The organism is Bradyrhizobium oropedii (assembly GCF_020889685.1).
In the GTDB taxonomy this organism is placed as follows: Bacteria; Pseudomonadota; Alphaproteobacteria; order Rhizobiales; family Xanthobacteraceae; genus Bradyrhizobium; species Bradyrhizobium oropedii.
This window is the reverse complement of record NZ_JACMYO010000021.1, coordinates 1-25,628: the sequence shown is the minus strand read 5'-3', so window position 1 is coordinate 25,628 and position 25,628 is coordinate 1. Positions and strand designations below refer to the sequence as shown.

20 protein-coding genes are annotated in these 25,628 nt (G+C 62.5%); 6 read left to right on the top strand and 14 right to left on the bottom strand.

The features are described 5' to 3' along the window. Positions 1-225 precede the first annotated feature (225 nt). The 3 genes from H8A95_RS08580 to H8A95_RS08570 all read right to left on the bottom strand — a co-directional run bounded on the left by H8A95_RS08580 (position 226) and on the right by H8A95_RS08570 (position 4,012). The gene (locus H8A95_RS08580) at positions 226-1,809 is read right to left on the bottom strand and encodes an AMP-binding protein (RefSeq protein ID WP_229182775.1); all 1,584 of its coding nucleotides are present in this window, start codon (positions 1,807-1,809) and stop codon (positions 226-228) included. Positions 1,810-1,914: 105 nt separating this feature from the next. Then, entirely contained in the window at positions 1,915-2,796 is an 882-nt protein-coding gene (locus H8A95_RS08575) for an SDR family oxidoreductase (RefSeq protein ID WP_229182774.1), read from the bottom strand. Further along, positions 2,789-4,012: an acyl-CoA dehydrogenase family protein gene (locus tag H8A95_RS08570; RefSeq protein ID WP_229182773.1), complete on the bottom strand. Its 1,224-nt coding sequence runs from the start codon at positions 4,010-4,012 to the stop codon at positions 2,789-2,791. The genes H8A95_RS08575 and H8A95_RS08570 overlap by 8 nt, the downstream gene beginning before the upstream one ends. 263 nt (positions 4,013-4,275) lie before the next feature. Between H8A95_RS08570 and H8A95_RS08565 the strand changes: the two genes are divergently transcribed. Continuing rightward, positions 4,276-4,854, top strand: coding sequence for a TetR/AcrR family transcriptional regulator (locus H8A95_RS08565; protein WP_229182772.1), 579 nt, complete (start codon positions 4,276-4,278; stop codon positions 4,852-4,854). Between the two features lie 128 nt (positions 4,855-4,982). On the opposite strand, the gene H8A95_RS08560 is transcribed toward H8A95_RS08565, so the two are convergent. The 7 genes from H8A95_RS08560 to H8A95_RS08530 form a co-directional block, all read right to left on the bottom strand. Beyond that, positions 4,983-6,185 carry an ABC transporter substrate-binding protein gene (locus tag H8A95_RS08560; RefSeq protein WP_229182808.1) on the bottom strand — a complete coding sequence of 401 codons (1,203 nt, stop codon included), beginning with the start codon at positions 6,183-6,185 and terminating at the stop codon, positions 4,983-4,985. A 100-nt stretch (positions 6,186-6,285) separates the two neighbouring features. Further along, positions 6,286-7,038: an enoyl-CoA hydratase/isomerase family protein gene (locus H8A95_RS08555; protein ID WP_229182771.1), complete on the bottom strand. Its 753-nt coding sequence runs from the start codon at positions 7,036-7,038 to the stop codon at positions 6,286-6,288. Positions 7,039-7,087: 49 nt separating this feature from the next. Further along, positions 7,088-9,088, bottom strand: a complete 2,001-nt coding sequence (locus H8A95_RS08550; RefSeq protein ID WP_229182770.1) for an acetyl/propionyl/methylcrotonyl-CoA carboxylase subunit alpha — start codon at positions 9,086-9,088, stop codon at positions 7,088-7,090. Positions 9,089-9,104: 16 nt separating this feature from the next. Continuing rightward, entirely contained in the window at positions 9,105-10,712 is a 1,608-nt protein-coding gene (locus H8A95_RS08545) for a carboxyl transferase domain-containing protein (RefSeq protein ID WP_229182769.1), read from the bottom strand. A gap of 167 nt (positions 10,713-10,879) precedes the next feature. Then, positions 10,880-11,296: a Zn-ribbon domain-containing OB-fold protein gene (locus tag H8A95_RS08540; RefSeq protein ID WP_229182768.1), complete on the bottom strand. Its 417-nt coding sequence runs from the start codon at positions 11,294-11,296 to the stop codon at positions 10,880-10,882. Next, the gene (locus H8A95_RS08535) at positions 11,296-12,477 is read right to left on the bottom strand and encodes a thiolase C-terminal domain-containing protein (RefSeq protein ID WP_229182767.1); all 1,182 of its coding nucleotides are present in this window, start codon (positions 12,475-12,477) and stop codon (positions 11,296-11,298) included. Before H8A95_RS08535 ends, H8A95_RS08540 begins: the two co-directional genes overlap by 1 nt. Beyond that, the gene (locus H8A95_RS08530) at positions 12,474-14,015 is read right to left on the bottom strand and encodes a class I adenylate-forming enzyme family protein (RefSeq protein WP_229182766.1); all 1,542 of its coding nucleotides are present in this window, start codon (positions 14,013-14,015) and stop codon (positions 12,474-12,476) included. The genes H8A95_RS08535 and H8A95_RS08530 overlap by 4 nt, the downstream gene beginning before the upstream one ends. A 132-nt stretch (positions 14,016-14,147) precedes the next feature. Here H8A95_RS08530 and H8A95_RS08525 point away from each other — a divergent pair, with 132 nt between their 5' ends. Next, positions 14,148-14,957 carry an enoyl-CoA hydratase/isomerase family protein gene (locus tag H8A95_RS08525; protein ID WP_050421183.1) on the top strand — a complete coding sequence of 270 codons (810 nt, stop codon included), beginning with the start codon at positions 14,148-14,150 and terminating at the stop codon, positions 14,955-14,957. Positions 14,958-15,056: 99 nt separating this feature from the next. Here H8A95_RS08525 and H8A95_RS08520 read toward each other — a convergent pair whose 3' ends face one another. After that, entirely contained in the window at positions 15,057-17,003 is a 1,947-nt protein-coding gene (locus H8A95_RS08520; RefSeq protein ID WP_229182765.1) for an AMP-binding protein, read from the bottom strand. Between the two features lie 68 nt (positions 17,004-17,071). On the opposite strand from H8A95_RS08520, the gene H8A95_RS08515 reads away from it, so the two are divergent. Next, positions 17,072-17,884, top strand: coding sequence for an enoyl-CoA hydratase/isomerase family protein (locus tag H8A95_RS08515; protein ID WP_233286970.1), 813 nt, complete (start codon positions 17,072-17,074; stop codon positions 17,882-17,884). A 6-nt stretch (positions 17,885-17,890) separates the two neighbouring features. On the opposite strand, the gene H8A95_RS08510 is transcribed toward H8A95_RS08515, so the two are convergent. After that, complete coding sequence (locus H8A95_RS08510) at positions 17,891-18,475, bottom strand: TetR/AcrR family transcriptional regulator (RefSeq protein WP_229182763.1); 585 nt, start codon at positions 18,473-18,475, stop codon at positions 17,891-17,893. A gap of 246 nt (positions 18,476-18,721) precedes the next feature. Next, on the bottom strand, positions 18,722-19,357 hold the full coding sequence (locus H8A95_RS08505) for a TetR/AcrR family transcriptional regulator (RefSeq protein WP_274617392.1): 636 nt from the start codon (positions 19,355-19,357) through the stop codon (positions 18,722-18,724). Between the two features lie 177 nt (positions 19,358-19,534). Here H8A95_RS08505 and H8A95_RS08500 point away from each other — a divergent pair, with 177 nt between their 5' ends. From H8A95_RS08500 to H8A95_RS08490, 3 genes are all read left to right on the top strand, one after another. Further along, the gene (locus tag H8A95_RS08500) at positions 19,535-21,457 is read left to right on the top strand and encodes a class I adenylate-forming enzyme family protein (RefSeq protein WP_229182761.1); all 1,923 of its coding nucleotides are present in this window, start codon (positions 19,535-19,537) and stop codon (positions 21,455-21,457) included. Between the two features lie 89 nt (positions 21,458-21,546). Next, entirely contained in the window at positions 21,547-22,770 is a 1,224-nt protein-coding gene (locus H8A95_RS08495; protein ID WP_229182760.1) for a cytochrome P450, read from the top strand. Positions 22,771-22,798: 28 nt separating this feature from the next. Further along, a complete protein-coding gene (locus tag H8A95_RS08490) occupies positions 22,799-24,067 on the top strand; it encodes a thiolase family protein (RefSeq protein WP_229182759.1) in 1,269 nt (422 codons plus the stop codon). Positions 24,068-24,322: 255 nt separating this feature from the next. Here the strand turns inward: H8A95_RS08490 and H8A95_RS08485 are convergent. Then, positions 24,323-25,628, bottom strand: a 1,306-nt coding sequence (locus tag H8A95_RS08485) for a phenylacetate--CoA ligase family protein (RefSeq protein WP_229182758.1), incomplete at its 5' end; no start/stop codon positions are given.

Genomic DNA, 25,628 nt, shown 5'->3' with positions numbered 1-25,628 from the left:
TTGCTCAGATTGGGCCGTGGTGGATTGGAGCGAGAGGTCAAGTTCTTCAACTGGTCCGACGTGGGCATCTGCGCACTGTGTGCACCGGGAGGCCCTGAAGAAACGATCGTCAGCAAGCGTGGGTATGCTTTGGAGTGACGCTGGCATATGCCCGCGCCGGGTTTGCTCTTTCGCTTCCAGGGCCCAGTTTTTGGCGGTCTGTAGTCGGCTGCGGCGGACGATGACTTACTGATAGTAGGCTGCATAGGTGCGCCTCAGCTTGGCCTTTTCGATCTTGCCGGTGGCGGTCTTGGGCAGCTCCGAAACATGGATGACGGCCTTCGGGCATTTGAACGGGCTTAGCCACTCGCGCACGGCTGACAGCAGCGTGTCCGCGTCGATGGATCGGCCATCTTGGGTGACGACGACGGCAGTGATCGCTTCGCCCCAACGCTCGTGCGGCAAGCCGATCGCGGCGACTTCAAGCACGTCGGGATGGGCGGCCCGGACCGCGAGCTCGACCTCGATCGACGAGACATTCTCGCCGCCGGTCTTGATGACATCCTTGAAGCGGTCCTCGAACCAGAGAATCCCGTCAGCGTCGAAATGGCCGGCATCGCCTGAGTGGAACCAGCCATGGCGGAAGGCATCTGCGGTCGCCTCGGGATTGTGCAGGTAGCCCGCCATGGTCTGGGGACTGCGATAGACGATCTCGCCGGTCGCTCCGGTCGGAAGCAGGTCGCCGCTCGGTGCCATGATGGCGACCTGCACGTTGACGGCCGGCGTGCCGACCGCGCCGGGATGGCTGAGCTGGTGCTCCGGCTTGAAGAACGTCGAGACCGGGCTCATCTCGGTTTGCCCGAACATGAGGCTGAAGTCGCAGCCGAAGGTCTCGATCGCGCGGCGGAGTTCCGCTTCCGGCATCGGCGCCATCGCGTAGACCGTCAGGCGCAGGCTCGAGACATTGCGTGGGTGCGCGAGCTGGCGTTCGACGAGCTGATGGATCATCATCGGCAGCGCAAAGAGCACGCTGATGCGCTCGTTTTCGATGACTTCGTGAAGAGCGGTGGCGTCGAAGCCGCGCTGGATCACCATCGAAGCGCCTGCCGCGATTGCCGGCGTGCAAAGCGCGTTGAGTTGGGCCGTGTGGAACAGCGGAAGCACCACGCTCAGCCGATCGTTCTCGGTCATGCGCGTATCGATCGCCGTCCCAAGCGATTCCAGGTAGATCGCGAGATGGGTGCCGATCACGCCCTTTGGCGCCGAGGTCGTGCCGCTGGTGTAGAGATAGGAGAGGGGCGCCCGATCCTCGATCGCGACATCCGGAAGGTCGGAGGACCTGCCGGCCGCGAGCGCGTCAAGGTCGAGCAGTGGCACGTCGCGGATGCCATCGGGAGCCGTGGTGCCTGACGCCTGCCCGTCCAACACGACAACGCCAAGCAGTTGTACCGGATCCTCAACGCCCGCGCTGAACTGCTTCAGCAGGCCCGCTTCGACGACGGCGGCGCGAGCGTGCGAGTCCTTCAGGACATGGCTAAGCTCGCCTTGTCGCCAGAGCAGGTTGACGGGGACACAGACCAGGCCAAGCCGCGCGCAGGCGAAATAGACGGCCAGGAACTCGGCGCAGTTGCCCGACATCAAGGCAAGAGCGTCACCCTTCTCGAGGCCGAGCGCGGAAAGACCATGGGCGATCCGATTGGTCCAGGCGTCGAAGTCGCGATAGGACCAACGCCTGTCGCCGTCGCAGATCATCTCTCGCTCTGGAAAGCGCGCCGCGCTTCGGGTGACGAGGTCGCCAACATTGACACGGTGGATCAGGTGATTGGTCACGGCCGCTTAACCCCTGCTATAAGAATGATTGCGGGTGAGGAAATCTCGATGCAGATCTTCATTCGTGAACACCCTGGATTCGCGCCGCTGCGATAAACAACGGATTTACGTGTCCTTATCTATGAAATAGGCCGGCTTTCCGGTCGTCCATGTCTCTCCCCAGAGCTGGCCCCCTCCATCCACGGTCAATGTCTCGCCGGTCACGAATCCTCCGGAAGGACTTGCGAGATAGACGCAGGCTTCGGCGACATCCCACGGCGAACCCGCGCGCATCATCGGATTTGATCGTGGGTAAGCCGCGCGTGCCTCAGGCGTATAGACGCTCCAGCCTTCGGTCTCGATCGCGCCGGGGGCGACACAATTCACCCTGATGTTGAATGGGGCCCATTCGACAGCAACGCTGCGCGAAAGGCCGATAACCCCGGATCTGGCCGCAATCGAATGCGCGATGCCATAAAGGCCGTGCGTCGTAACGACGACTATGTTGACGATGCTGCCGGGATATTTGTTGTCGCGCCAGTGGCGTGCGGCGGCCTGCATCATGTACCAGGTGCCGTTCAGATTTGTATCGATGACGGCGTTCCAGCCCTTGACCGAGAAATCGATGGCGGGTTGCGGAAATTGGCCTCCCGCGCTGTTGATCAGGCCGTCGACGCGGCCATGCTCCTGCCAGGCCGCGTCGAACAGCCTTGCGACAGCGTCGGGATCTCTGATGTCGACGACGCATGCAGATGCTTTCAGTCCCTTCGCCGCCAAATTGGCTGTCAAAGCGGACAATTTGTCCTGATCGCGGCCGACCATGACGAGATGCGCGCCCAGCCGTGCGAACAACCACGCGATCGCCTTCCCGATGCCGCCCGCGCCACCGGATAGCACGATGACCATATCCTTGAGGGCATCGGAAGCGAACACGGTCCGATGCGCCGCAAGCTCATCGTCCGTCAGCCCTAGCCTGTCCGATCGCTCGGGCGTGTGATCGTCAGCCATGCGCAGCCACGTCCTTGAGGAGTTCGCCTGCGATAATCATCTTCCGGACTTCCGTCGTTCCGGCGCCGATCTCCAGCAGCTTGATCGAACGAAATAGCCGGTTGATCTCCGACTCCCAGATGTAGCCGCTGCCGCCGTGGATCTGGACTGCCCGGTCGAGGACGGCGTGGCATGCCTCGGCGGCGTACATCACGGAGGCTGCCGTCAGCATGTGGATATCGCCGCGTCCGCCACCGCCGATTTCGAGCGGCGCGGCCTCCGCCAGCGTGCGATAGGTGAAGGTTCGCATGGTTTCGACTTGAACGTACATCTCCGCCAGCATGGACTGGACCATCTGGAAAGATCCGATCGGCTTGCCGAACTGTTGGCGCGTCTGTGCGTATTCGATGGAGAGCTGCAAAGCGCGCTCCGAAACGCCGAGACACAGCGGTGAGACCATCGCGCGCTCGAGATCGAGCCCGCTCATCACGATCGACACACCGCGATTCTCGCCGCCAACCAGGTTCTCCGCGGGCACCCGGCAGTCTTCGAACACGAGCTCGGCGGTCTGGCTGCCGCGATAGCCCATTTTGGTCAGCTTCTGTGCGACCTTGAACCCGGGAAAGTCTTTTTCGACGATGAAAGCGGAAATGCCGTGGGCGCCCTTTGAGCGATCGGTCTTGGCGTAGACCAGGATGACGTCGGCGACAGGTCCGTTGGTGATGTAGATCTTGCCTCCGTTGAGGAGGTAATGATCTCCATCGCGCCGTGCGGTGGTGCGCATCGAACCGAGGGCGTCGGAGCCGGCCCCCGGTTCGGTGAGGCCCAGCGCACCAATCTTCCGGCCCGCGCAGAGGTCCGGCAGATATTTGCGGCGCTGCTGTTCGTTGCCGTTGCGATAGATGTTGTTGGCGCACAGATTGTCGTGCGCGACCCAGGACAGCGCCATCGCATGGTTCCAGCGCGCGAAGCCCTGCAGCACGAGGCCGGCCGCCACAAGATCCAGGCCGGCGCCGCCATATTCCTCGGGGATGGTCGCTCCGAAAAAGCCGTTGTCCCCGATCGTGCGAAACGCGTCGTCCGGCCACCATTCCTCGCGATCCATTCGTTCGGAGAGCGGATAGAGTTCCTTCTGCGCGAAGCGATCCGCCTGATCGAGGATGGTTTGCTGCTGTTCGTCGAGCGCGAACATCGACATGCGATTGTCGCCGCTCAAAATGGCCCGGGATGTGGTCATGCGCCGGTTTCCTTCCCAGTCATTATGGACGTCGCGATCTTGGTGATCACGTGCTTTATAATGAATTTAATTCAGTTTAGGTTGATGTCAACAGTTCGGACCGACCGACGAGAGACAAAATGAATGAAATTCATTGTTTATGTGACGTCTCGCTGCTTGCGAGGGGCGCTATGTAGGCACCCGAACCCGGTTACGATGCGATTTGTCGTCCAGGATCTGGAAAATTCCGGAGTTGCGATATGCCGGCGATAAGCCCCGAACGAATGCAAGACCGTCACGACGCAATCCTCGACGCAGCCAAGCGTGCCTTCGCCGAGAAGGGCTATGAGGGAGCCTCGATCGCCGAGATCGCGCGCATTGCGCAGATTTCCGATGGGCTTGCCTATCGCTATTTCCGCAACAAGCGGGACCTGCTGTTTGCCGTCTTGCAGAAGTTCTATGAACGGATCTTGATCGACCTCGAGACGCAGGTGTTCAGGAAAAATCGCTTTCCTGACCGCCTCGAAGCGCTGATCAAACGGCATATCGAAGTCTTTGTCTCCGATACCGACCTCTGCCGCCTGTTCATCGCGGAGGTGCGGGGCGCGAGTGACTATGAAGGCTCGGCAATCCAGGAGATGAACCGGCGCTATACCTCGGTGTTGATTCGAATCGTCAAGGAAGCCGTAAAGACCGGAGAGGTGAGACCGGATGTAAATCCAAAGCTGCTGCGCGACGTTCTGTTCGGCGCGATCGAGCATCTTGCCTGGAGGTACGTCAATGGCAGGGGGCAGCTCAGGGTTGCCCAGACGGCACGCGAGCTGACCGCCATGCTCACCATCGGCATTTGCGTGGACGGGTAGGCATCCCTGGTCGCAGAGCAGAGCGAGGCGGATCGCTGCGGGGATGCAAAACGCGCCGAGTGCATCGGCGCGTCGCACTTGTCGACGTTACCTCGGGTTGTTGAATCCCTTTGCCTGACCTGAACAGCTCACTTCTTCAGGAGCCGGCATTTCGACTCGGAGGCTGGCCGGTATGCGTCTTCGCCCCTGACCGTCTTGACGATGTCAAGGTAGTCCCACGGTTCCTTCGACTCGGATGGCTTCTTCACCCGGGCGAGATACATGTCGCGGATGACCCGGCCGTCCTCGCGCAGCTTGCCGCCGTGCACGAAGGCGTCTTCGATCGGCAGTTCGCGCATCTTGGCCATCACCTTCGCCGGATCGTCGGTTCCGGCCGCCTGGATCGCCTTGAGATAGTGCAACACCGAGCCGTAGACGCCGGTGTGGATCATCGTCGGCATCACCTTGGTCCGGGCGAAGAACTTCTTCGACCACGCGCGGCTCTTTTCATCCGTGTTCCAATAGGAAGCGGTCGTCATGTAGGTGCCTTGCGCGGCCTGCAGTCCGATCGCGTGCACGTCGGTATCGAACATCAGCAGGCCGACGAGCTTTTGACCGGCCTGAACCAGTCCAAATTCACCGGATTGCTTGATCGCATTGTCGGTGTCCTGGCCGGCGTTGGCGAATGCCACCACATCCGCCTTGGAGTTCTGCGCCTGCAAGACAAATGAGGAGAAATCGGCCGTGTTGGTCGGATGCCGCACGCTGCCAAGCACTTTGCCGTCGAGTTCCTTGATGAAGCGCGTCGCGTCCTTCTCGAGCTGTTGACCGAACGCGTAATCGGCAGTGACAAAGAACCAGGACTTGCCGCCCTCATTCATGACCGCCGAGGCCGTCACTTTCGAGAGCGCATAGGTGTCGTAGGCGAAGTGAACGGTGTTGGGGCTGCACAGCTCGTCCGTCAACGAACTCGCACCCGGTCCCGAGAGCAGCGCGATCTTGTTGCGTTCCCGGACCATGTTGTGGACGGCAATCGCGATCCCCGAGTTTGGAACGTCGGCGACGGCGTCGACCTTGCCGTTGTCGAACCAGTCACGGACGATCTGCAAGCCGACGTCGGTCTTCATCTGATGGTCGGCGCTGATGATCTCGATGGGTTTGCCGAGCACGGTCGGGCCGAATTCTTCGACGGCCATCTTGGCCGCTTCGACCGATCCTGGTCCGCTATTGTCGCGTCCCCAGCTCGAAAGGTCGGTCAGCACGCCAATTCGGACGACATCGTCTGAGATCTGCGCTGAGGCTGTCGACGCCGACGCCACGACGATGGCCAAGGCCAGGAAATGCTTCTTCACGTGTTCTCCCTCATTTTCTTCTGTCGGATGGTCGATCGTTGGCTGAGCGGGCACATGGCCGGCGAGGCGATGATGATTGCGATGAAAACGGGTGACGCGACTACTTGTCGCCGAACCGCGGCTCGCGCTTTTCACGAAATGCACCGATACCTTCGCGCGCATCTGCGTGCGTCAGCAGGAACGGAAAACCGTCGATCGCATGGCGCATCTCGTCGCCGCCGAGCCCGCGGTTGTAGAAGGATTTCGCCATTCGCACCGCAAGCTGCGGCTGTGACGCGATGCGTTCCGCGAATGCCAGCGCGTCGGCAAGCAGCCTGTCATCTGGAACAACGTGGGAAACGATCCCCAGCCGGCCTGCTTCCGCGGCAGTGAGCGGGTCGCCGAGCATGCTCATCTCCTTGGCCTTCGCGCGCCCGACAATGTCATTGAGCCGCACAATGGCGAAGCCGGGCAATAGCCCCAGCTTGATCTCCGGGACCGCAAAGCGGGCGCTCTCGGCTGCGAAGATGAAGTCGGAAGCGATCGCAAGCTCGAAGCCGCCGCCATAGGCAATTCCGCTGACGGCGGCAATCACCGGCTTGAGCGCCCGTTCCGGGGCGGTCAGGACCTCCATAGCGTCGATGAAGAACGCGCGTGCCTTTTCCGGGGCAAAATCGAAATTGCCGATATCGGCGCCGGCGCAGAATGCCTTGCCACCGGCGCCGGTAATGATGCTGACGCACACCTGGTCGTCGCTATCGGCCCGCTTCAGGCCTTCGAGGATGCCGGCGCGAATGCCGGTGGTCAGAGCGTTCAGCTTGTTCGGTTCGTCAAGCGTCAAGATCGCGATCTTGCCCTGGACGTCGTAGTTCACGCTTCCCAATCGTAACATGTGCGTTCCTGAATTCGGCGTTGCGGGCTTGTTATTGCGCGGCGAGGTCCGGCTCGACGATGGCGACGACGGCGTTCCGCTCGACCGTTTCGCCGGGCTTGAAATGAACCGCGGTCACGACACCGTCAACCTCGCTGGCAATGCGCAGTTCCATCTTCATGGATTCCATGACGACGGTCGCATCGCCGGCCTTCACGCGGGTGCCGACTGCGACGTTGACCTTCAGCACGACGCCCGTCATCGGGGCGCGCAGTTCGCCGCTGATCTCGGGGCTCGTGCTGATGTACCGGAGATAGGGAATTGCGCTCATCGTGTGGGCGTGACGCGGACCGTGGACGAAGATCGCCTGATCCTTCTGGACGATCCGCACGGTCTCGCGGCGCGCGTTCACCACCGCGGCGAAGCTGTCGTTCGCGAGCGGCGAAAGCTTGACCCAAATCCTGGCATCGTTGACGCCGATCTGCATCGCGCCGTCCGGCTGCAACGGCGCGAAGCGGATTTCCGCGCTGGCGCCTGCGTTCTCGAGGTGCAGGATGGGGATCGGCGACATGCCATCGTCTCCTGCCGCCATCTGCCAGCCGGTCAATCCGCCGGATTGCCAGGGGCTGCCGGACTGAGGGTCCCGCTGGCGCATCATCCAGAAATAGGCCCCGAGCGCGAGCGCCTCAGCGTCGATGTCACCAGCCTCGGGGGCAAGCGCATCAATCTGCTCGTCGATCAGGCGGGTATGGAACGTCGCGGCCCTAGTCGCGGGCAGGGCGATCAGACGTCCCAGGAACTCCCGGTTGGTGATGACGCCAAAGATTGACGTCTCCTTAAGCGCGCGGTCGAGCCGGTCGAGCGCCTGATCGCGAGAGGCGGCGTGTGCGATCAGCTTGGCCAGCATCGAGTCGTAGTAGGGCGTGACGATCGATCCGCTCTCGATTCCTGTCTCGACGCGGATGTCGTCGGACGGAAACCTGACGTATACGACCTCTCCAGTCGACGGCATGAAGCCGTCGTTGGGATCTTCGGCGCAGATTCGCGCCTCGACCGCGTGGCCCCGGCACGCCAGTTCATCCTGCGCAACCGGCAGGCCGTCGCCGGCGGCAATGCGGAGCATGGTCTCGACGATGTCGATGCCGGTGACCAATTCGGTCACGGGATGCTCGACCTGCAGCCGGGGATTGACTTCCAGGAAATAGTAATCAGTGCCGCTAACGATGAATTCGACCGTGCCGACACCACGATATCTGAGTTGGCGGCCGAGCCGGACGGCGTCGTCGAGGATGCGCTGGCGAAGCGCGGGTGGCAGGTTGGCAGCGGGCGCTTCCTCGATCAGCTTCTGATGGCGGCGTTGCAGGGTGCATTCGCGTTCGAACAGATGGATGACGTTGCCGTCGCCGTTTCCCGCGATCTGCACTTCGAGGTGCCGGCCGCGCTGGATCAGCTTCTCGACAATCAGCCCCGCGTTGCCGAAGGCATTCTTGGCCTCTCGCATTGCGGACTCGATTTCGTCGCGAAGCCCGTCGAGGGTCGAGATCGCCCGCATACCCTTGCCGCCGCCACCAGCGGCCGCCTTCAGCATGACAGGCAGTTCGAGCCGGCGGACCATGCGTTCGATTTCGACAGGGTCTTCGCTGGGAGCCTCGCTGCCGGGCACCGTCGGTACGCCGGCCGCGACGGCTTCACGTTTCGCGGATGCCTTGTCGCCGAGGCGTTCGATGGTTTCCGGCGTCGGTCCGATGAACACCAAGCCGGCCGCTTCAACCGCGCGGGCGAAGGCTGCGTTCTCGGCCAGGAAGCCGAAGCCCGGGTGAATGCCTTCGGCACCGGTGAACTTGGCGGCGGCGATAACGGCATCGATCCGCAAGTAGCTCTCAGAGGCCGGCGCGCCGCCGATCTCGATCGATTCGCCGATGGTCTTGACGTGCAAGGCGTCGGCATCTGCAGTGGAATGCACGCCGGCCACCGCAACGCCGAGACGTTGGCAGGTGCGGGCGATACGGCAGGCGATTTCGCCTCGGTTGGCGATCAATATTTTCTTGAGCACAGCGGGTCTCCTGCGTCTACATTCGCAACACGCCGAAGTCGGTGTGCTGATGCGGGATCCGGCCGGCCAGATCGAGCAGCAGCGCCATCACGCTTCGGGTTTCGAGCGGATCAATCACCATGTCGCACCAGGTGTTGCGGGCGAAATTGTAGGCATTGGCGAAATCTTCGAAGGTTCGCCGCGTGGGCGCCATGTAGGCTTCGCGCTCAGCGTCGGTCCACGTCGTGCCTTCGCGCTTGTGCACTTCGTCGCGAACCATTGCGAGCGTGGTGGCGGCCTGGTCGGGACCCATGATCGCGGAGCGGGCATTCGGCCACATCATCATGGCGTTGGGCCGGAACGCACGGCCGCACATCGCAAGGTATCCCGCGCCGTAGGCGTTACCCATGATCAGCGTGTATTTCGGCACATTGGCGCTCGCCATCGCCGTGATCATCTTTGCGCCGTTCTTGGTGATGCCGCCTTCTTCCGCCTCGCGGCCGACCATGAAGCCGGTTACGTCGGCCATGAACAGCAGTGGAATATCACGCTTGCAGCAGAGGTCGATGAAGTGCGTCGCTTTCAGCGCACTTTCCGAGAACAGCACGCCGTTGTTGCAGAGGATGCCGATCTCGAAACCCATGATCCGCGCGAAGCCGGTCACCAGGGTATCGCCGTAGAGCGGCTTGAACTCGTGGAATTCGCTCGCGTCGACGAGACGCGCAAGGATATCGCGATTGTTGGTGGGAATACGGGGATCCGAACTGATCAGGCCGTAGATTTCGTTCGCGTCGAACTGCGGTTCGCGTACCGGAGCTATGGTCCAGTTCTGCCGGGGAATCTCGCCGAGATTGGCGACGATCTCGCGGGTGATGGCAATCGCGTGGGCGTCATTCTCGGCGAGATGATCGGTCACGCCGCTGATGCGGCTGTGCATCTCGCCGCCGCCGAGTGCCTCGATGCCGACTTCCTCGCGCGTTGCCGCATAGACGAGTTGCGGGCCGCCGAGGAACATGGCGCCCTGGTTTCGAATGATCACCGTCTCATCGCACAATGCGGGGATGTAGGCGCCGCCCGCCGTCGAGGGGCCGTGCACCACCGCAATCTGCGGGATGCCTTCGGCGGACATCCTGACCTGGTTGTAGAAGATCGAGCCGAACTGGCCGTCGTCGGGGAAGATATTGGGTTGGTCGGGCAGGTTGGCGCCGCCCGACTGGACCAGGGTTACGCAGGGGAGGCGATGCTGCCAGGCGAAGCGCTGGGCGCGAACGTGCTTCTTGCAGGTGATGCCGTAATAGGTGCCGCCCTTCACCGTGGGTTCGTTGGCGATGATCATGCAGGGACGGCCGGAGATCATGCCGACGCCGGTGATGATGCTGCCGCCGGGCGGCACGCCTTCGTACAAGCCTTCTCCGGCCAACTGACAGAATTCAAGGAACGGCGATCCGGGATCGACCAGCGCGGCGATCCGTTCTCGCGGCAGCAACTGGTCGCGCTCCTTGTGAAGCTTGCGCGCCCGTTCGGGTCCGCCGATCGCCGCGGCGGCCCGGCGTCGCCGAAGATCGGCGACGCGCTCAGCGTATGCGCTGCGGTTGCGTACGTATTCCTCGCTCGAGGTTGCGAGGTCCGATTTCATCATTGCCATTGCGAGTCGTCCTGGCGGCTGCGCGGCAAGCTCGTCGTCGGCTTGCCGTCGGTGTGAATCTTTCCACGGGGTGGCGGCGTGATCCTCACGACGTGAATGAGGCGCCAAAATCTAACAGTTGTTAGAATCGATCGCGCGGCGATGCAAGAGGAACTCATGCGTGCCTCTCAAGCCTTCCTGAATCGCGGCAGGGTGATCTGGTCAGAGACTTGGTCGAAGGCAAGCTCGACATCCATGTCGAAGGTGACCCCCTCCGGATCGCTGCCCACGAGAGTGCTGATCATGCGTGGCCCTTCCGCAAGCTCGACGAGCAACACAGCGTAGGGCACGTCCGCCTTGAATGCCGGGCCCGGAGCCCGGTGGACCACACTGAAGGAGTGAACCTTGCCGCGGCCCGTTGCCGGCCTGTGCTCGAGCTCATCGCGGCCGCATTGGCGACATGTGGCCTGCTGGTAGTACTGCACGTGCCGGCAGCGGCGGCAGTGCTGGAGCAGAAGCTTGCCCTGTTGCAGGCCGCGCCAGAACGCGGCCGTGTCGGCATCCGGCGCGGGCAGCGGCTTTCGGTTGGAATCCTCTGGCACCATCACAGCGCTCCCCGTGTGCCCAGAATGGTCGTGGCGTTGGTGGCGAAACCTGCGCCAAGGCTGTGAACCAGCCCCAGGTGAGCGCCTTCGACCTGCCGCTCGCCGCATTGGCCGCGCAACTGCGCAATCACTTCATGGAAGTGGAACAGCGCGCCCGGCATTCCTGAATGTGCGAACGATAGCAAGCCGCCATGGGTGTTGGAGGGAATTCGGCCGCCATGGCTCATCTGCCCGTCGGCAACGAACGGTCCACCTTCCCCCTTCCGGCAGAAGCCAAGGTCTTCGAGCATCATGATTACCGTGCCCGTGAAGCAATCGTAGATGCCAGCGACGTTGATGTCGGTTGGCCGGTAACCGGCCATCGCATAGGCTCGCTGGCTGGATTCGACGGCGCCGGTCGTGGTGAGGGACGGCATCAGGAAGATGTGTTCATGGGTGTAGCGCTCGCCGCAGCCGAGAATATAGACCGGCTTCTCGATCCCGAGCGCCTGCGCATGCTCGGCCGAGGTGAGCACAAAAGCCGCACCGCCGTCCGAGATCAGCGAGCAGTCGAGCTTGTGATAGGGCGTAGTGACCATCGGCGAATTCAGCACGTCCGCGGTGGTGATCGGCGTCGTCTGCTGCGCACCGGGGGTCCGCGCCGCGTGACGCCTGTGCACGATCGCGACCTCGGCCAGTTGCTCAGGCGTGGTGCCGAACTCCTTCATATGCCGGCGGGCGGTCATGGCGAAGGTGTTGGCGACGGGGATGCCGAACGGCATTTCGTACTGCTGATCGCGGCTCTCGGTGAGCGAACGCAGCGCCAGGTCCGGCGTCAGCCCGGTCATGAGGCTGTCGGCCGCAACCAGCAACACCACCTTGGCGAGGCCGCCGTGAATGGCGGCCGCGCCGATACTGAACATCGTCGCCGCCGTTGCGCCGGACACCTGCAGCGTATTGGAGAAGGTCGGGCGGATTCCGAAATATTCGCTGAAGGCGACGCTGAAGCGGTGGAACGGGGAGGCGAAAGCGTGGCTCGACAGCACGCCATCCACCTTGCTCTTTTCCAGCCCAGCGTCCGCGAGCGCATTCCTGGCGGCCTCCGCGGCAAGCGAGAGCGGGCTGCGGCCCGGTACCTTGCCGACCGCCGATAGTCCGATACCGATGACGGCGACCTTCCCTCGAAGACTGGTGTCGCTCATGTGGAGGCCTTCAAAAGTCGTTCGAGTTCGTGGCGCTGGACCTTGCCGCTCGTGGAGCGCGGGAATTCCGCAAATGCGATGAAGCGGAATTCGCGTGGTCGCTTGTAACCGGCCAGCTCGCGGCGACACAGCTCAGCGAGCTCAGCCTCCTTCAGTTGGGCATTGTCGCGGCATGCGACAAAGGCAACCGGAGCCTCGCCCCATCTGGCGTCAGCGGCGCGCACGACTGCGACTTCCGTGATCCGATCGTCGCTCAGCAGCACACGTTCGATCTCGGCGGGATAGATGTTCTCGCCGCCCGACTTGATCATGTATTTGGCGCGATCGACGAAATCGAGCGATCCGTCCGGGTTGCGCCGGAACACGTCGCCCATGTGAAACCAGCCGCCGCGGAAGTCGCGCGCATTGGTCTCGTCTGCCTGCCAATAGCCGGAAAACAGCGTCGGGCTGCGGATGGCCAATTCGCCGGGGTCGCCCGGAGCGACCTCGTGGTCGGAGGTGTCCACCAGCTTGATCTCGCAGAACGCGTTCTGTCGCTTGGACAGGCTGGTCGGCACTTCACCGGGCGGGATCAACGCCCGCGTCGCCGGCGGCAGGCCGGTTTCGGTCGAGCCGAAGCTGTTGAGATAGGGCGCACGGAGCAACGCTGTCACCTCGGCAATGGCGTGCGGGGGCACAAGATCCGCCATGGCCCCGCACACCCGCACGCCCTTCACCTTCGTGCGCTGCGCCTTCAGGCCGTCGATGAACGCCTCCACCATGCCGGGGATCAGGACCAGCCAGCCAATGTCGTGTTGGGATACGGCTGTCAGCAGTGGTTCCAGCTGGAATCCGTCGATCACAATCACAGTTCCACCACGCAGCAAGGTGGCAAGCGCGTGATCGGTCGATGCCATGTGGAACAGCGGGGTCCATGCCACGAACGTATCGTGCGGCGCGATGCCGAGCTCGGAGGAAAACACCAGCGCGCGCATCACCATCGCGCGGTGCGAGATGACGGCGCCTTTCGGCAGGCCGGTCGTTCCGCTGGTGTAGAGAATGACGAGCCCGTCTTCCTCCTGCGCCACGGACGGGGCAGCCCGCCCACGCTGCCGCGCGAGCTCGCCCTCATATTCCGGCCCGATCTCCAGGATCGGATTCGCCTTGGCGGCGGGCGGGAGGTTTGCCGCGAGATCAGCCTCGACCAAGAGCAGCTTGGGCGACACCAGTTCAATGCAGTAGGTGAGCTCGCGCTCCGACAGCCGCCAGTTCAGGCACGCCGTGATGATCCCGAGATTGGCCGCTGCCAGCTCGATTTCGAGGTATTCCGGTCGGTTGCGCGACAGCAGGCCAAGCCGGTCGCCTCGTTGCAGGCCCCGCGCGGCGAGCACGGCAGTCAGGCGACGGACCCGGTCGAGCAGTTCGCCATAGGTCACGCGCTGGCCGCGGTGTTCGATCGCAAGTCTGTTGGCATGAAGTGCGGCGCAGGCCTCGAACAGCGCGCCGACGGTTCCGATGCCGGATCCGGCGCCTGTCTGGGTACTGAACTCGGTTGCCATCGACGTTTCCTCAAGCGCTGTCTTTCGACATTCTTGTCCCAAACCGGTGCTTGCGCCGGCGGAATACAAATTCTAACATCTGTTAGAAATAATTGGTAGCGCTTCTTATGCGCCAACAGCGGGAAGATCAACATGTCCAATCGATACGCCGCCTACACCAGGCTGAAGCTCGACTATCCGGCGGAACGGATACTTCGGGTCACCTTCGATCGCCCCGAAACCTACAATTCCGTCGACGCCGAGACCCATACGCAGCTCACCCACATCTGGCGCGACATCGACAACGATCCGGATATCAACGCCGTGATCGTCACGGGGGCCGGAAAGGCATTCTCGGCCGGTGGCGACTTTGAACTGATCAAGGGGCTGCTCGACAATCCGGCGGCGCGGATGGCCACCTGGAAGGAGGCAAAGGACCTCGTCTACAACGTGATCAACTGCAACAAGCCCATCATCTCGGCCATCAATGGCGTTGCGGTGGGGGCCGGTCTCGTCGTTGGTATCCTCGCCGACGTGTCGATCTGTGGCAAATCCGCGCGGATCGTCGACGGGCACACGCGCCTCGGCGTCGCGGCGGGCGATGTCGCATGCATCATCTGGCCGTTGCTCTGCGGACTGGCGAAGGCAAAGTACTATCTGCTCACATGCAAGCCGCTGTCCGGTGAGGAAGCTGAGCGGATCGGCCTGGTTTCGCTCTGCGTCGACGATGCCGAACTGCAGAAGATCGCGCTGGAAACGGCGCAGGATCTCGCCACCGGCGCACAGAGTGCGATCCGTTGGACCAAATATGCGTTGAACAACTGGCTTCGCGTCAATGGGCCGCTGTTCGACACATCGACTGCGCTCGAGATCCTCGGCTTTGCCGGCAACGAGGCGCGGGAAGGACTGGCCTCGCACCTCGAGAAGCGCAAGCCCGCATTTCCGAAGGATTGCCCGATCTAGGATTGGCGGGTACTCGTCAAGGCAACTGACCTGGCCGGTTGCCTTGACGCCTGGCTTCATGCGACGCGCCGCCTGCTCCGCGTGAATCCTGACCGGCTGCTACGCCTTGAGCTTCCGTCGGATGTGCTCGATGGCCTCCGGGTTGGCAAGCGCCGACAGATCGCCGGGGTCCTTGTCCTCGAAGACGGCACGGAGCACGCGGCGCATGATCTTCATATTGCGCGTCCTCGGCAGGTCGTCGACCAGCAAGACCCGCTCCGGGCGGTACGACGTGCCCATGCCGTGCACCAGGGCTTGGGCCAGCTCTTCGGATAGCGAACGGGATTCCTGTGCGGGGACGGCCGGCACGCAGGCGCACACGATCGCGGAGCCCTTCACTGGATGGGGGACGCTGAAGACCGCAGCTTCCGCGACCTTGCCGGTTGCGGTCAGTATGCCCTCGAGCTCCGCCGGGCCGACGCGCTTGCCCGAGATCTTGATCGTGTCGTCCGAGCGGCCGAGAATGTAATAGAGGCCATCCTTGCCCCGCATGGCAAAGTCGCCGTGCACCCAGATGCCCGGGATCGTTTTCCAGTAGCTCTCAAGATAACGCTGGTCGGCCTTCCACAGGCTCTTGGTCAACCCGATCGATGCATGACGCAGGACCAACTCGCCGACCTCGCCGTCGGGGACACGGTTACCCGCTATGTCGACGATGTCTGCGCCGACCCCGAGCGCCGGCCGGGAGAACGAACACGGATTCATCGGATGGTTCGGCGTGCCGGTGAAGATACAGCCGCCGACTTCCGTTCCGCCGGAAATATTGATGATCGGGATCTTCGACCTGCAGACATGTTCGAAGAACCATCGCCACGGCGTTTCCGTCCAGGCCTCGCCGCCCGACGCAGTTATCCGCAGGCTCGAGAGGTCGTATTGCTCGACCTCCTCGCCATACCGCATCATGCCGCGCACGATGGTCGGTGAAACACCGAGATAGGTGACCTTGTGCTCGGCGATCAAGCGCCAGAAGCGTCCCGTATCGGGATAGTCGGGGGTGCCCTCGGCGACCAGCAGTCGGCCGCCGGCGAAGCTCGGAATGCAGGCGCACATCGCGCCCACCATCCATCCAATGTCGCTGAAGAAGAAAAACAGGTCCGTTGGCTTGAAGTCGCCGCAGATGATCATGTCCCGCGTGACCATCGAGGCGATGAAGCTGATATGCGTCCACACGCAACCCTTCGGCTCGCCGGTCGTGCCTGACGTATAGAGAAGGATGGCGGGATCTTCCGCGTCCATCTCGGTCGTCGGCAAGTCCGCGTCTTCCTGGGCAATTTCGTTCCACCAGTGGTCGCGTCCGGCCTGCATGGGCGTGTCGATGTCGAGCCCGCCGCGGTCGGCCACGATCACATGCTGGACGCTCGGTGCGGTTTCGAGCGCCTCGTCGAGAACCGATTTCAGCGGACCCGGAGTGCCGCGACGCCAGGTGCCGTTCGCCGTGATGACGGCCTTCGCTTCGCCGTGGTTGAGCCGCGAGCGGATCGGGTCGGGGCCAAAGCCCGAGAACAGCGGCATCACGATCGCGCCGATCTTCAGGATCGCAAAGAAGGCCGCGAAGGTTTCGGGCAGGTTCGGCATGTAGATGGCGACGACGTCGCCCTTGCCTATGCCGAGCTTGCGCAGGCCGGAGGCCAGCCGTTCGACGGCGGAAGCGAACTCGGCGTAGCTCAGTCGTCGCTGCTCGCGCCTGTCTTCGCCCTCCCAGACCAGAAACGGCTTGTCCCAGACTTCAGTTCCGCGGTGCTTGTCGATGCAATTGAGGACAATGTTGGTGGTCCCGCCGACGCACCAGCGCGCCCACGGCTCGCCGTGTGCAAGATCAAGGATCTTCTCGGGCTGGCGATAGAAGCGAACGTCGCAGAACTTGAACACTTCCTGTACGAGCCAAACCGGGTCGGTGTCGGCCCTGGTCGCCAGTGTGTCGTAGTCCGGCAGCCCCGTGGCGCGCAGGAACGCGCTCAGGTTGCTCTTCTCCACCAGTTCCGCGGGGGGCGTCCAGAGATACGCCATTGGTTTCCTCCTGCTTCAAGAGCTGCGCCATCTTCTTGCATTTGGCGACCGGCGATGTATTCTAACAAATGTTAGAATTAAAGGAAGAAGATATCGTGGCCGACAAAGAGCAGGTCCGCTATTCGGTCGAGGGCGGCATCGCGACCGTGACCATCGACCGCCCCGAACGCAAGAACGCGCTCTCGGTCGAGGCGATGAACGGTCTGACCGACGCGTGGAGCAAGGCCGAAGCCGATCCTTCCGTCCGGGTAATCATCCTGACCTCCGCGGACTGCGGCGTGTTCTGTGCCGGGCTGGACCTGAAGCAGGCCGCAGATATCCGGGCGAGGGACGGGGTCGATATCCTGACGCGGATGCGCGATCCCATGCAGCACGCGATGCGGAAGGTTTCGAAGCCGATCATTGCCGCGATGACCGGATCCCTGATGGCCGGCGGGATGATGCTTGCGCTGAAGTGCGATCTGAGGATCGCGCTGCGCGGCACGCGGGCAGGGATAACCGAAGTGAAGATGGGACGCGGGTCCCCGTGGGCGGTGCCGATGCTGTGGATGGTTCCGCAGCCGCTGCTGATGGAAATGGTTCTCACCGGCGAGACGATGCCGATCGAGCTACTTGCGGAGTATGGCTTTGTCAATTCGCTGGAAGACACGCCACAAGCCGTCCGCGAACGTGCAAGCGAATTGGCGCGGAAGATCGTCGAGGGGGCGCCGTTGTCCGTCAAGGCGGCCAAGGCCAGCGTGCTCGCCGCAATGGATCTCGGTCATGCACAGGGGCTTGTCGAGGCTGAGCGGCTGCATGTGGAGGCCTATGCCAGCCTCGATGCGATCGAAGGACCGAAGGCGTTCGCCGAGAAACGCAAGCCGGTCTGGCAAGGCAGATAGAAGGGGTCAGGGCTTGTTGACGCCTTCGAAGATCAGGGTCTCGGTGCGGCGAGCCAGTTCGAGCACGGCATCCCTGTTCTCCAGCCTGAACCATTCGATCGTCCAGTTCAGCGCGCCGATCACGAACATGCGCAGTGGCACCACCTCCATGTCAGCCCGGATCTCGCCGGCACGCCGCGCATTGATGAAGAGCTGATCCCAATATTCGGCGTAGGCTCGCCGCAACGGCCGGTGCGGCTTCTTCAGGTGCTCCGGCAATTGCCCGTAGATGCGGATGTTGGCCGAGGTGAAGTCGCTGGTCTCGAGCAGTGCGACAAGGTGGGCCTCGATCGCGAGGCCGATCCTGCGCCGATGCGATACCTTGCCCGCTTGTTCGACCGCGTTCTTGACCGTTTCGAAGACGTGGCGAAGGCCCCGGTCCAGCACCTCATCGAGGATCTCCTCCTTGGAGTCGAAGTGGTAGTAGATGCTTCCGGCCTTGATCTTGGCTCTTGCGGCGATCTGGCGCAGCGTCGTGGCCGAGAATCCCTGGCGGCGAAACAATTGCGCTGCGGATTGTAGAATCTGATCGCGCGACCGCTCCGACTTCATCTGTACGGGGGCCACTTCGACCCTGGCGCTGCGCTTGCGCCCCGCCGACGTGCCCTTCGGTCGACCCGTCGCTGATTTGCGACGCGATCCGGTACCGGAACGTGTGGATGTTCGCGTGACTTTCATGTCTGCCTGAAGCTCTTCATTTGCAGCATATTGTCGCGGTGATCCGAAACGGCAATGAACCGTTTCGCAACGCATGACGGACCCGGCGACCCATCCACATATTTCACGGGTTACCGACGCTCATGCCCGACGAATAACGTTCAATAGCTTGCGGGCAATGCTTGCCGGGGTTTCGACACCGGGCCGGTACCAGGTGATCGCCCAGTTCATCGATCCCAGCAGCCCGAGCCTGAAGATGCGTTGATCGACTCCCGCCGGCAGCGGCAACTCGGCAACGAGATCCTTGAAAACGGCTTCGTATTTGTCGCGCAGCGTCACAACCTGCTCGGGAAGGGTATCGACGGCGAGATGCGAGACCAGCACGGACGCAAAGCGATTCTTGTCGAGCAGGCCGTGCATGTGAGCGATGCATGCCGCCTCGAGGCGGGCCCATGCATCGTCGCGTCCTTCCACGGCCTGTTTCACCGCATCCAGTGACTGGGACACCGCAAAGGAATAGACCGCGACGAACAGATCCTCCTTGGACGGGAAGTGATAATAGAGCGAGCCGGGCAGGATGCCGACGACCGCGGCGATGTCGCGCATCGATGTATTCTCGTAACCCTTGCTGCCGAACAGCCGCGCCGCCTCGCTGATCAGCACTTGTCTGCGGTCGTCAGGCAGCTCCTGCGTCTTGCCGGAAGCTCGCGGCCGCGGTGCCGTCTTTGGGGAGGGCGCTTGAGCTGTGGAGCGGGCGCGTTGGCTTTTCGCGGTCATCTGGTTTCGTTCGGGAGGTGTGGCTGAGGTTCTGTCTTAGCTGACGAAGCTCGCGCCGTCGAGAATGACGCACCCAAATCGCCAAACAAACAGTTGTTTGGTAATTGACACCGGCGAAATTCGCCGGGTAACGTCCGCCGCGCGGTCGACGGCCGACTGAATGAAAGGGAAGGGGAAATGGGAGCCTGGGAAATCAAGGGCAGTGCGCAGGGCATGTGCAAGTCGTGGCGCGACATGGATCCGAAGCTTGCCGAACGCGTCACCAGGATCAGGGCGCCACTTAGGCGCGGCATTGCGTGGGAAGGAACGGAGATCTGGGCGTATCGCGACCGGCCGCAAAGCATTTCCGAGTGCCTGGCTACCAATGTTGCACGTTGGCCCGACCGGGAGGCCTACGTCTTCTATCCCGGCGGTCACCGGATGACTTGGCGCGAGGTCGGAGCGCAGGTCGATCGCGCGGCTGCGCGGTTGCGGCGCGAGTTCGGTTTCAAGAAGCGCGACAGACTGTGTCTGCTGACGGCGGGGTGCCTCGAATACGTCATTAGCTATCTCGCTATCATTCAACTTGGCGGCGTCGCGGTGCCGGTCAATCTCGGGCTCCCGGCAGAAGGATTGGCCGCCCAGATCAACAAGGTCGGAGCCAAGGGGCTTTTGGTATCGCCAGATGTCTGGAACGGAAAGCTTGGATCGCTGCGAGCCGGTCTCGGGAGCGTGGAGGTGGTCTTCCTGACCGGTCAAGAAGCCCCGGCAGGAACGCTTTCCTTCGCGCAACTCACCCAGCCCGGTATCGATCCTGTCGCGCATGAGCCGGTCGATGAGTGGGACCTGTGCGCTATTTCCTTCACGTCCGGCACGACCGGAGTGCCGAAGGGGACGATGGCCATGCACATCAATGCGATTGGCTGCGCGCAGAACGTGATGGTGGCGGCAAAGGGTCTTTGTGAGGACGACGTCAACCTTTGCATGCCGCCGCTGTATCACAACACGGCCGTCTACGCCGACTTCCTGCCGGCGCTGCTCAGCGGCGGCAAGTGCGTGATCATGGCGGCATTTGCGCCGCTCGATGCGATCAAGCTGATCGAGGCGGAGCGGGCCACATGGACCGTGGCGGCGCCGATCATGCTGTGGATGATGATGAACCATCCGGAATTCCGCTATCACGACTGCTCGACGCTCAAGAAGATTATCTTTGGCGGTCACGCGTCGTCGGAGACGTTCATCAACCAGCTTAATCTGGAGTTTGCGCCGATCTCGATGGTGAATGCCGGCTCGGTTTCGGAAAGCACCGCGCTCGGCTTCGCGTTGCCGACCGAAGATGCAATACGCAAGATCACCAGTTGCGGCCTCGCTACTCCGAACACCGACATCGCGATCTTCGACGACGACGGCAACGAGGTGCGTGAGCCAAATGTGATCGGCGAAGTCGCATACCGCGGTCAACAGACCAACGCGGGATACTGGCAGGAGCCCGGCAAGACGGCCGAGGTGTTCCGGCGCGACGGTTTCGTGCTCTCGGGTGACTGGGCCAAGATCGACGAAGAGGGCTATCTCTGGCTGCTCGACCGCAAGAAGGACATGGTCGTTCGCGGCGGGCAGAACGTCTACTGCATCGAGGTCGAAAACAAGCTCTATCTTCACCCAAAGGTGCTGCGCGCGGCCGTGGTGGGCGTTCCCGATCATGTCTTCTCCGAGCGCCTCAAGGCGGTGGTGGTGCTCAAGCCGGGTCAAAGTGCGACGCCGGACGAGATTCGCGACCACTGCGCCAGGCATCTCGCGAGGTACGAGACGCCTGAATACGTCGTCTTCGCGAGGACGCTGCCGACAAATCCCGCGGGCAAGACCCTCAAGACGTCATTGGTCGACTTCTGGGGTGAGGCCGACAACACCGCGCTGGTACGGTTGGCAGCATTCAACGCCAGCATGCCGTCCGCGCTAATCGATATGCCGCATCTGAAGGTCGACGACAGCCCGGTCACACCGCGCGAGGCGTTATCGGAACTCGAGGCCAATACGGACAGGGGCCGGCGCATCGCCCGCGTCATCGATGAGCAAGGTGTCGTCGGGCTGACCAAGCCGAACGAGGCCAGATTCCGCAAGTGAGTGCCGAGCCGGGACCTCGTGGAAGTGGATCCGGCCATCATATCCGGCGTGCTCCGTACAAGCGCGCCGGATGAGGAGATTGTTGAACGATGCTGAACCTTGACTTCGCTGATCCAAAGGTCAACGCCGACCCATTTCCCCTCTTCGCGCAACTGCGGGAGAACGACCCGGTTCATTGGTCGTCGGCCATGAAAGCATGGGTCGTTACGCGCTACGAGGACGTCAAGTGCGTGGCGGTGGTCAATTCCGACATGTCCGCGGATCGACTTGCCCCTTTCTTTGCGGCAGTGCCGGCGGAAAGCCGGACCAGCTATACCGGCCTGATGACCTATCTCGGGAACTGGATGGTCTTCCGCGACCCTCCCGAGCACACGCGCCTGCGTCGCCTCTTCACCAAGGCTTTCACGTCGCGTTCGGTGAAGGCGCTGGAGCCGAATGTCGAGCAGATCGTCGGATTGCTGTTCGAGGAGATGGAGCGCAAGTCGGCCTCGGGGGGAGCCGTCGATTGGATAGCCGACTTCGCCTATCCGTTGCCGGCAACCGTGATGATGGATCTGCTCGGCGTCCCCCGCGAGCATCTGCTGCAGGTCAAGCACTGGTCCGACGATATCGCGCTGTTCATCGGGACCTCACGAGCGACCGCGGACAAGTATCTGCGCGCCGAAGCCGGGGCGAAAGCCATGGCGGACTATTTCCGCGGCATCGTTGCGCAACGCGCCGCCGATCCTCGGGACGACATCATCAGCCAGATGGTGCTGGCGCGAGAGGAGCAGGAGGCGCTGAGCAGTGATGAGGTGATAGCGACCTGCATTCTGCTGCTATTTGCCGGACACGAAACCACGACCAATCTGCTCGGCAATGGCCTCTATTATACGATGCGGTCACCCGAGCAATGGGAGCGCGTCAAGGACGATTCCTCGCTGGTTGATTCTGCCGTCGAGGAATGGTTGCGATATGACGGCCCGAGTGGCGCCCTCGCACGCGTCATTACGGCTGACGTCGAGTTCGGCTCCAGGCAGTTGCGGAAGGGGCAGCGGCTTTTCGCCTTCATCAATGCAGCCAACCGCGACCCCGAGCAGTTTCCGGATGCGGACCGCTTCGATGCCGGTCGATCGCCAAATGCGCATCTGACCTTCGGGCATGGCATTCATTTCTGCCTTGGTGCTCAGCTTGCGCGGCTCGAGGGACAAATCGCGCTGCGTTCGTTGATCGAGCGCTTTCCCCGGATAGCGCTGGCGACCGCGATCGCTCCGGAGTGGAAGGATTCGCTCATTTTGCGCGGCATGCAATCGCTGCCAGTCCGCCTGCGTTGATCCGGTTTAAGGGAGGGAGTCGAAGCCGATGGAAGGGATCCCGGAGGTCTATGTCGTTGGGACAGCCTGTACGTCTTTCGGAAAGAAGCCCGAGACTGGCTTCAAGGAGCTTGCGCGCGAGGCCTATCTCGCCGTTCTGGCGGATGCCGGAATCGGGGATGGCCGCGACATCTCGATGGCCTGGTTTGGGAATTGCGGAATGGGTTCGTTTGGGCAACGCAACATTCGCGGACAAGTCTGCTTCTCACCGCTGGTTCAGGAGGGCCTTTTTCCCGAACGCGTACCGATGATGAATGTCGAGGGCGGCTGCGCCACGGCCTCCCAGGCCTTCCATGGTGCCTGGAAGGATATCGCCTCGGGCGATGCGCAGCTCTCGCTCGCCATCGGGGTCGAGAAGACATTCATTCCCGATGATGCGGTGCGCATTCAGGAGATTTTCGACGGCGGGATCGATCGCCTGGATCCGGACGAATGGCTTGCCTACTACGACGATGCCGGCAGGACATGCGGAAAGCAGTTCAAGCCCGGCGACCAGCGCGGCACCATCTTCATGGATACTTACGCCATGCAGGCGGCGTATCACATGCAGCGTTACGGCACCACGCCGCGGCAGATCGCGGCAGGCGCCGCGAAGAATCACACGCATGGCAGCCTCAATCCTCTTGCGCAGTACCGCTTCAGGATGACGGTCGATGAGGTGCTCGCCGATCGCGAGATCAGCTATCCGTTGACGCGCAGCATGTGCGCGCCGATCGGCGACGGGGCTGCGGCCGCGCTCGTCTGCTCGAGGGACTACCTCGTCGCGCTTCCGGCCCGCGTGCGAGACCGCGCGGTCAAGGTTCGCGCCAGCACGATGTCGGGCGGAAAGTATCGGTCGCTCGACGAGCCTGGACTGTCACGCATCGCGGCTGATCGTGCGTACAAGATTGCGGGACTTTCGCCATCGGATATCGATATCGCTGAAGTGCACGATGCGACGTCATTCTGTGAGCTCTACCAGGCCGAGATGCTCCGTTTTTGCGGCGAAGGGCAGGGTGGTGCCTATGTTGAATCCGGCGCTGCTGCGCTCGGAGGGGAGCGTCCCATCAACCTGTCCGGGGGACTTGTCTCCAAGGGGCACCCCATTGGAGCGACGGGCCTCTCGATGATCCACGAACTCGTATTGCAACTGCGCGGCGAGGCCGGCGATCGACAGGCGGAAGGGGTGCGAATAGCGCTCGCCGAAAATGGTGGTGGCGTGATGGGATTTGACGAGGCTGCGTGCGCGATCACGATTCTGGAGAAGCTTGACTGCTGATCAGGCTGGGTTGATTGCAACCGCAACTGTCTTCGAAAGCAGCGCCGACGGACGCCGGCGCTGCCACTAGGATCCGCGCACCACGCCTGTTTCGGACGGGCGGCCGCGGCGTGACGATGCTGCCGCGGCCAGTATGGTCCGTTAGACACCCATTTCCATCGGCCTGCTGAAGCCTCGTATCACCCATGCGGACCGTTGATCCCGGCGGTACCGAACGTAGCTGCGGGGATTAGTTCGCCGTGACTCCTTAGGCCGTTAGGGCCGGAATCGCGGGCGCCGATCATCGACCCGCTTCGCCTTCGAAATGGCTCGCTCCAGTGAGTTCGGCGGGAGGACCTCAATCTCGAAATTGATATTGGTGTCGTTCTTCAGCTTGCGTTTGATCCTGTTCATGAGCTCGCCGTCGAATTCGGCCGGATTGTCGGGCTTTGCGGCAGGATCGCGTTCGACCCGGACGGTCGCCTTGTCCAGTGCGCCTTGCCGTTCAAGGACAATCTTGAACTCGACGCCGGTGCCCGGCACCGAGAGAAGGGAGCGCTGAACCTGGCTCGGATAGACATTGGCGCCACGGATCAGCAGCATGTCGTCCAGGCGGCCATAGACGCCCATGGGAAGCCGCGGGTAGGTGCGTCCGCAGCCGCACGGTTCGTGCGTCATGTGGGACTCGTCGCCCGAATAGAAGCGGATCATGGGCTGCGACCGTCTCCGAAGGTGAGTGTAGACGAGGGCTCCGCTCTCGCCATCGGGGAGGGCGCGGTTGGAATTGTCCTTCGCGACGACTTCGGTCCAGACCTCATCCTGCATCACGTGCACGCCGTGGCCGAGTTCGCATTCCGCGTTGGTGCCCCACGGCGTCATTTCCGACGTCGTTGCCATGTCGCGCACCACGATGCCCCATCCCGCCTCGAGTGCCTGCCGCGTTCCTGGAATCGACGAGCCGGGCTCTCCGATGAAGATTCCGAGACGAAGCGGTGAGGTAGACGGATCCAGTCCCATCGATCGTGCCGTCTCCAGCATGTGCAGCGCATAGCTTGGTGTCGTGATCAACACAGTCGACTTGACCCGCCACATCAGCTCGATCTGGCGTTCAGTCTCACCCGCACCGATCGGGAAGGCCGTCGCCCCCAGCCGTTCGATGCCGAGCAGCGAGCCCCATCCCCCCATGAAAAGACTGAAGACCGTCGCAAGCTGCACGACGTCACCGGGACGAACTCCGCTGGTGTAGAAGGCCTGCGCCATGACGTCCGAGATGTAGTCCCAATCCTCACGCGAGATCGCATAAAGTGTCGGCTTGCCGCTGGTTCCTGACGAGCCGTGTATACGGCAGATGTCGACGGGCCCCGAGCCGAGATAGCTGCCGAAGGGCGGGTTTTCCGCCTGATCTTCGCGCAGCATCTGTTTGGTGATGATCGGCACGAGTTCGGTGAAGCTGGCGATGGACGTCACCTTGTCGGGCGAAAAGCCGGCCCGATCGTAATGCCTTCGGTAGAACGGCAGATGCTCGTAGGCATAGCGTAGTTGCTGCTGCATCAAAGCCAGGATCTCTATCTCGCGTTCCACG

Coding starts and splice junctions, on each gene's coding strand:
- H8A95_RS08525 (WP_050421183.1), top strand. CDS start 14,148: ATGTCCAATCGATACGCCGCCTACACCAGGCTGAAGCTCGACTATCCG.
- H8A95_RS08495 (WP_229182760.1), top strand. CDS start 21,547: ATGCTGAACCTTGACTTCGCTGATCCAAAGGTCAACGCCGACCCATTT.
- H8A95_RS08545 (WP_229182769.1), bottom strand. CDS start 10,712: ATGGCAATGATGAAATCGGACCTCGCAACCTCGAGCGAGGAATACGTA.
- H8A95_RS08565 (WP_229182772.1), top strand. CDS start 4,276: ATGCAAGACCGTCACGACGCAATCCTCGACGCAGCCAAGCGTGCCTTC.
- H8A95_RS08520 (WP_229182765.1), bottom strand. CDS start 17,003: ATGGCGTATCTCTGGACGCCCCCCGCGGAACTGGTGGAGAAGAGCAAC.
- H8A95_RS08490 (WP_229182759.1), top strand. CDS start 22,799: ATGGAAGGGATCCCGGAGGTCTATGTCGTTGGGACAGCCTGTACGTCT.
- H8A95_RS08530 (WP_229182766.1), bottom strand. CDS start 14,015: ATGGCAACCGAGTTCAGTACCCAGACAGGCGCCGGATCCGGCATCGGA.
- H8A95_RS08535 (WP_229182767.1), bottom strand. CDS start 12,477: ATGAGCGACACCAGTCTTCGAGGGAAGGTCGCCGTCATCGGTATCGGA.
- H8A95_RS08515 (WP_233286970.1), top strand. CDS start 17,072: ATGTTAGAATTAAAGGAAGAAGATATCGTGGCCGACAAAGAGCAGGTC.
- H8A95_RS08575 (WP_229182774.1), bottom strand. CDS start 2,796: ATGGCTGACGATCACACGCCCGAGCGATCGGACAGGCTAGGGCTGACG.
- H8A95_RS08540 (WP_229182768.1), bottom strand. CDS start 11,296: ATGGTGCCAGAGGATTCCAACCGAAAGCCGCTGCCCGCGCCGGATGCC.
- H8A95_RS08570 (WP_229182773.1), bottom strand. CDS start 4,012: ATGACCACATCCCGGGCCATTTTGAGCGGCGACAATCGCATGTCGATG.
- H8A95_RS08500 (WP_229182761.1), top strand. CDS start 19,535: ATGGGAGCCTGGGAAATCAAGGGCAGTGCGCAGGGCATGTGCAAGTCG.
- H8A95_RS08505 (WP_274617392.1), bottom strand. CDS start 19,357: ATGACCGCGAAAAGCCAACGCGCCCGCTCCACAGCTCAAGCGCCCTCC.
- H8A95_RS08510 (WP_229182763.1), bottom strand. CDS start 18,475: ATGAAGTCGGAGCGGTCGCGCGATCAGATTCTACAATCCGCAGCGCAA.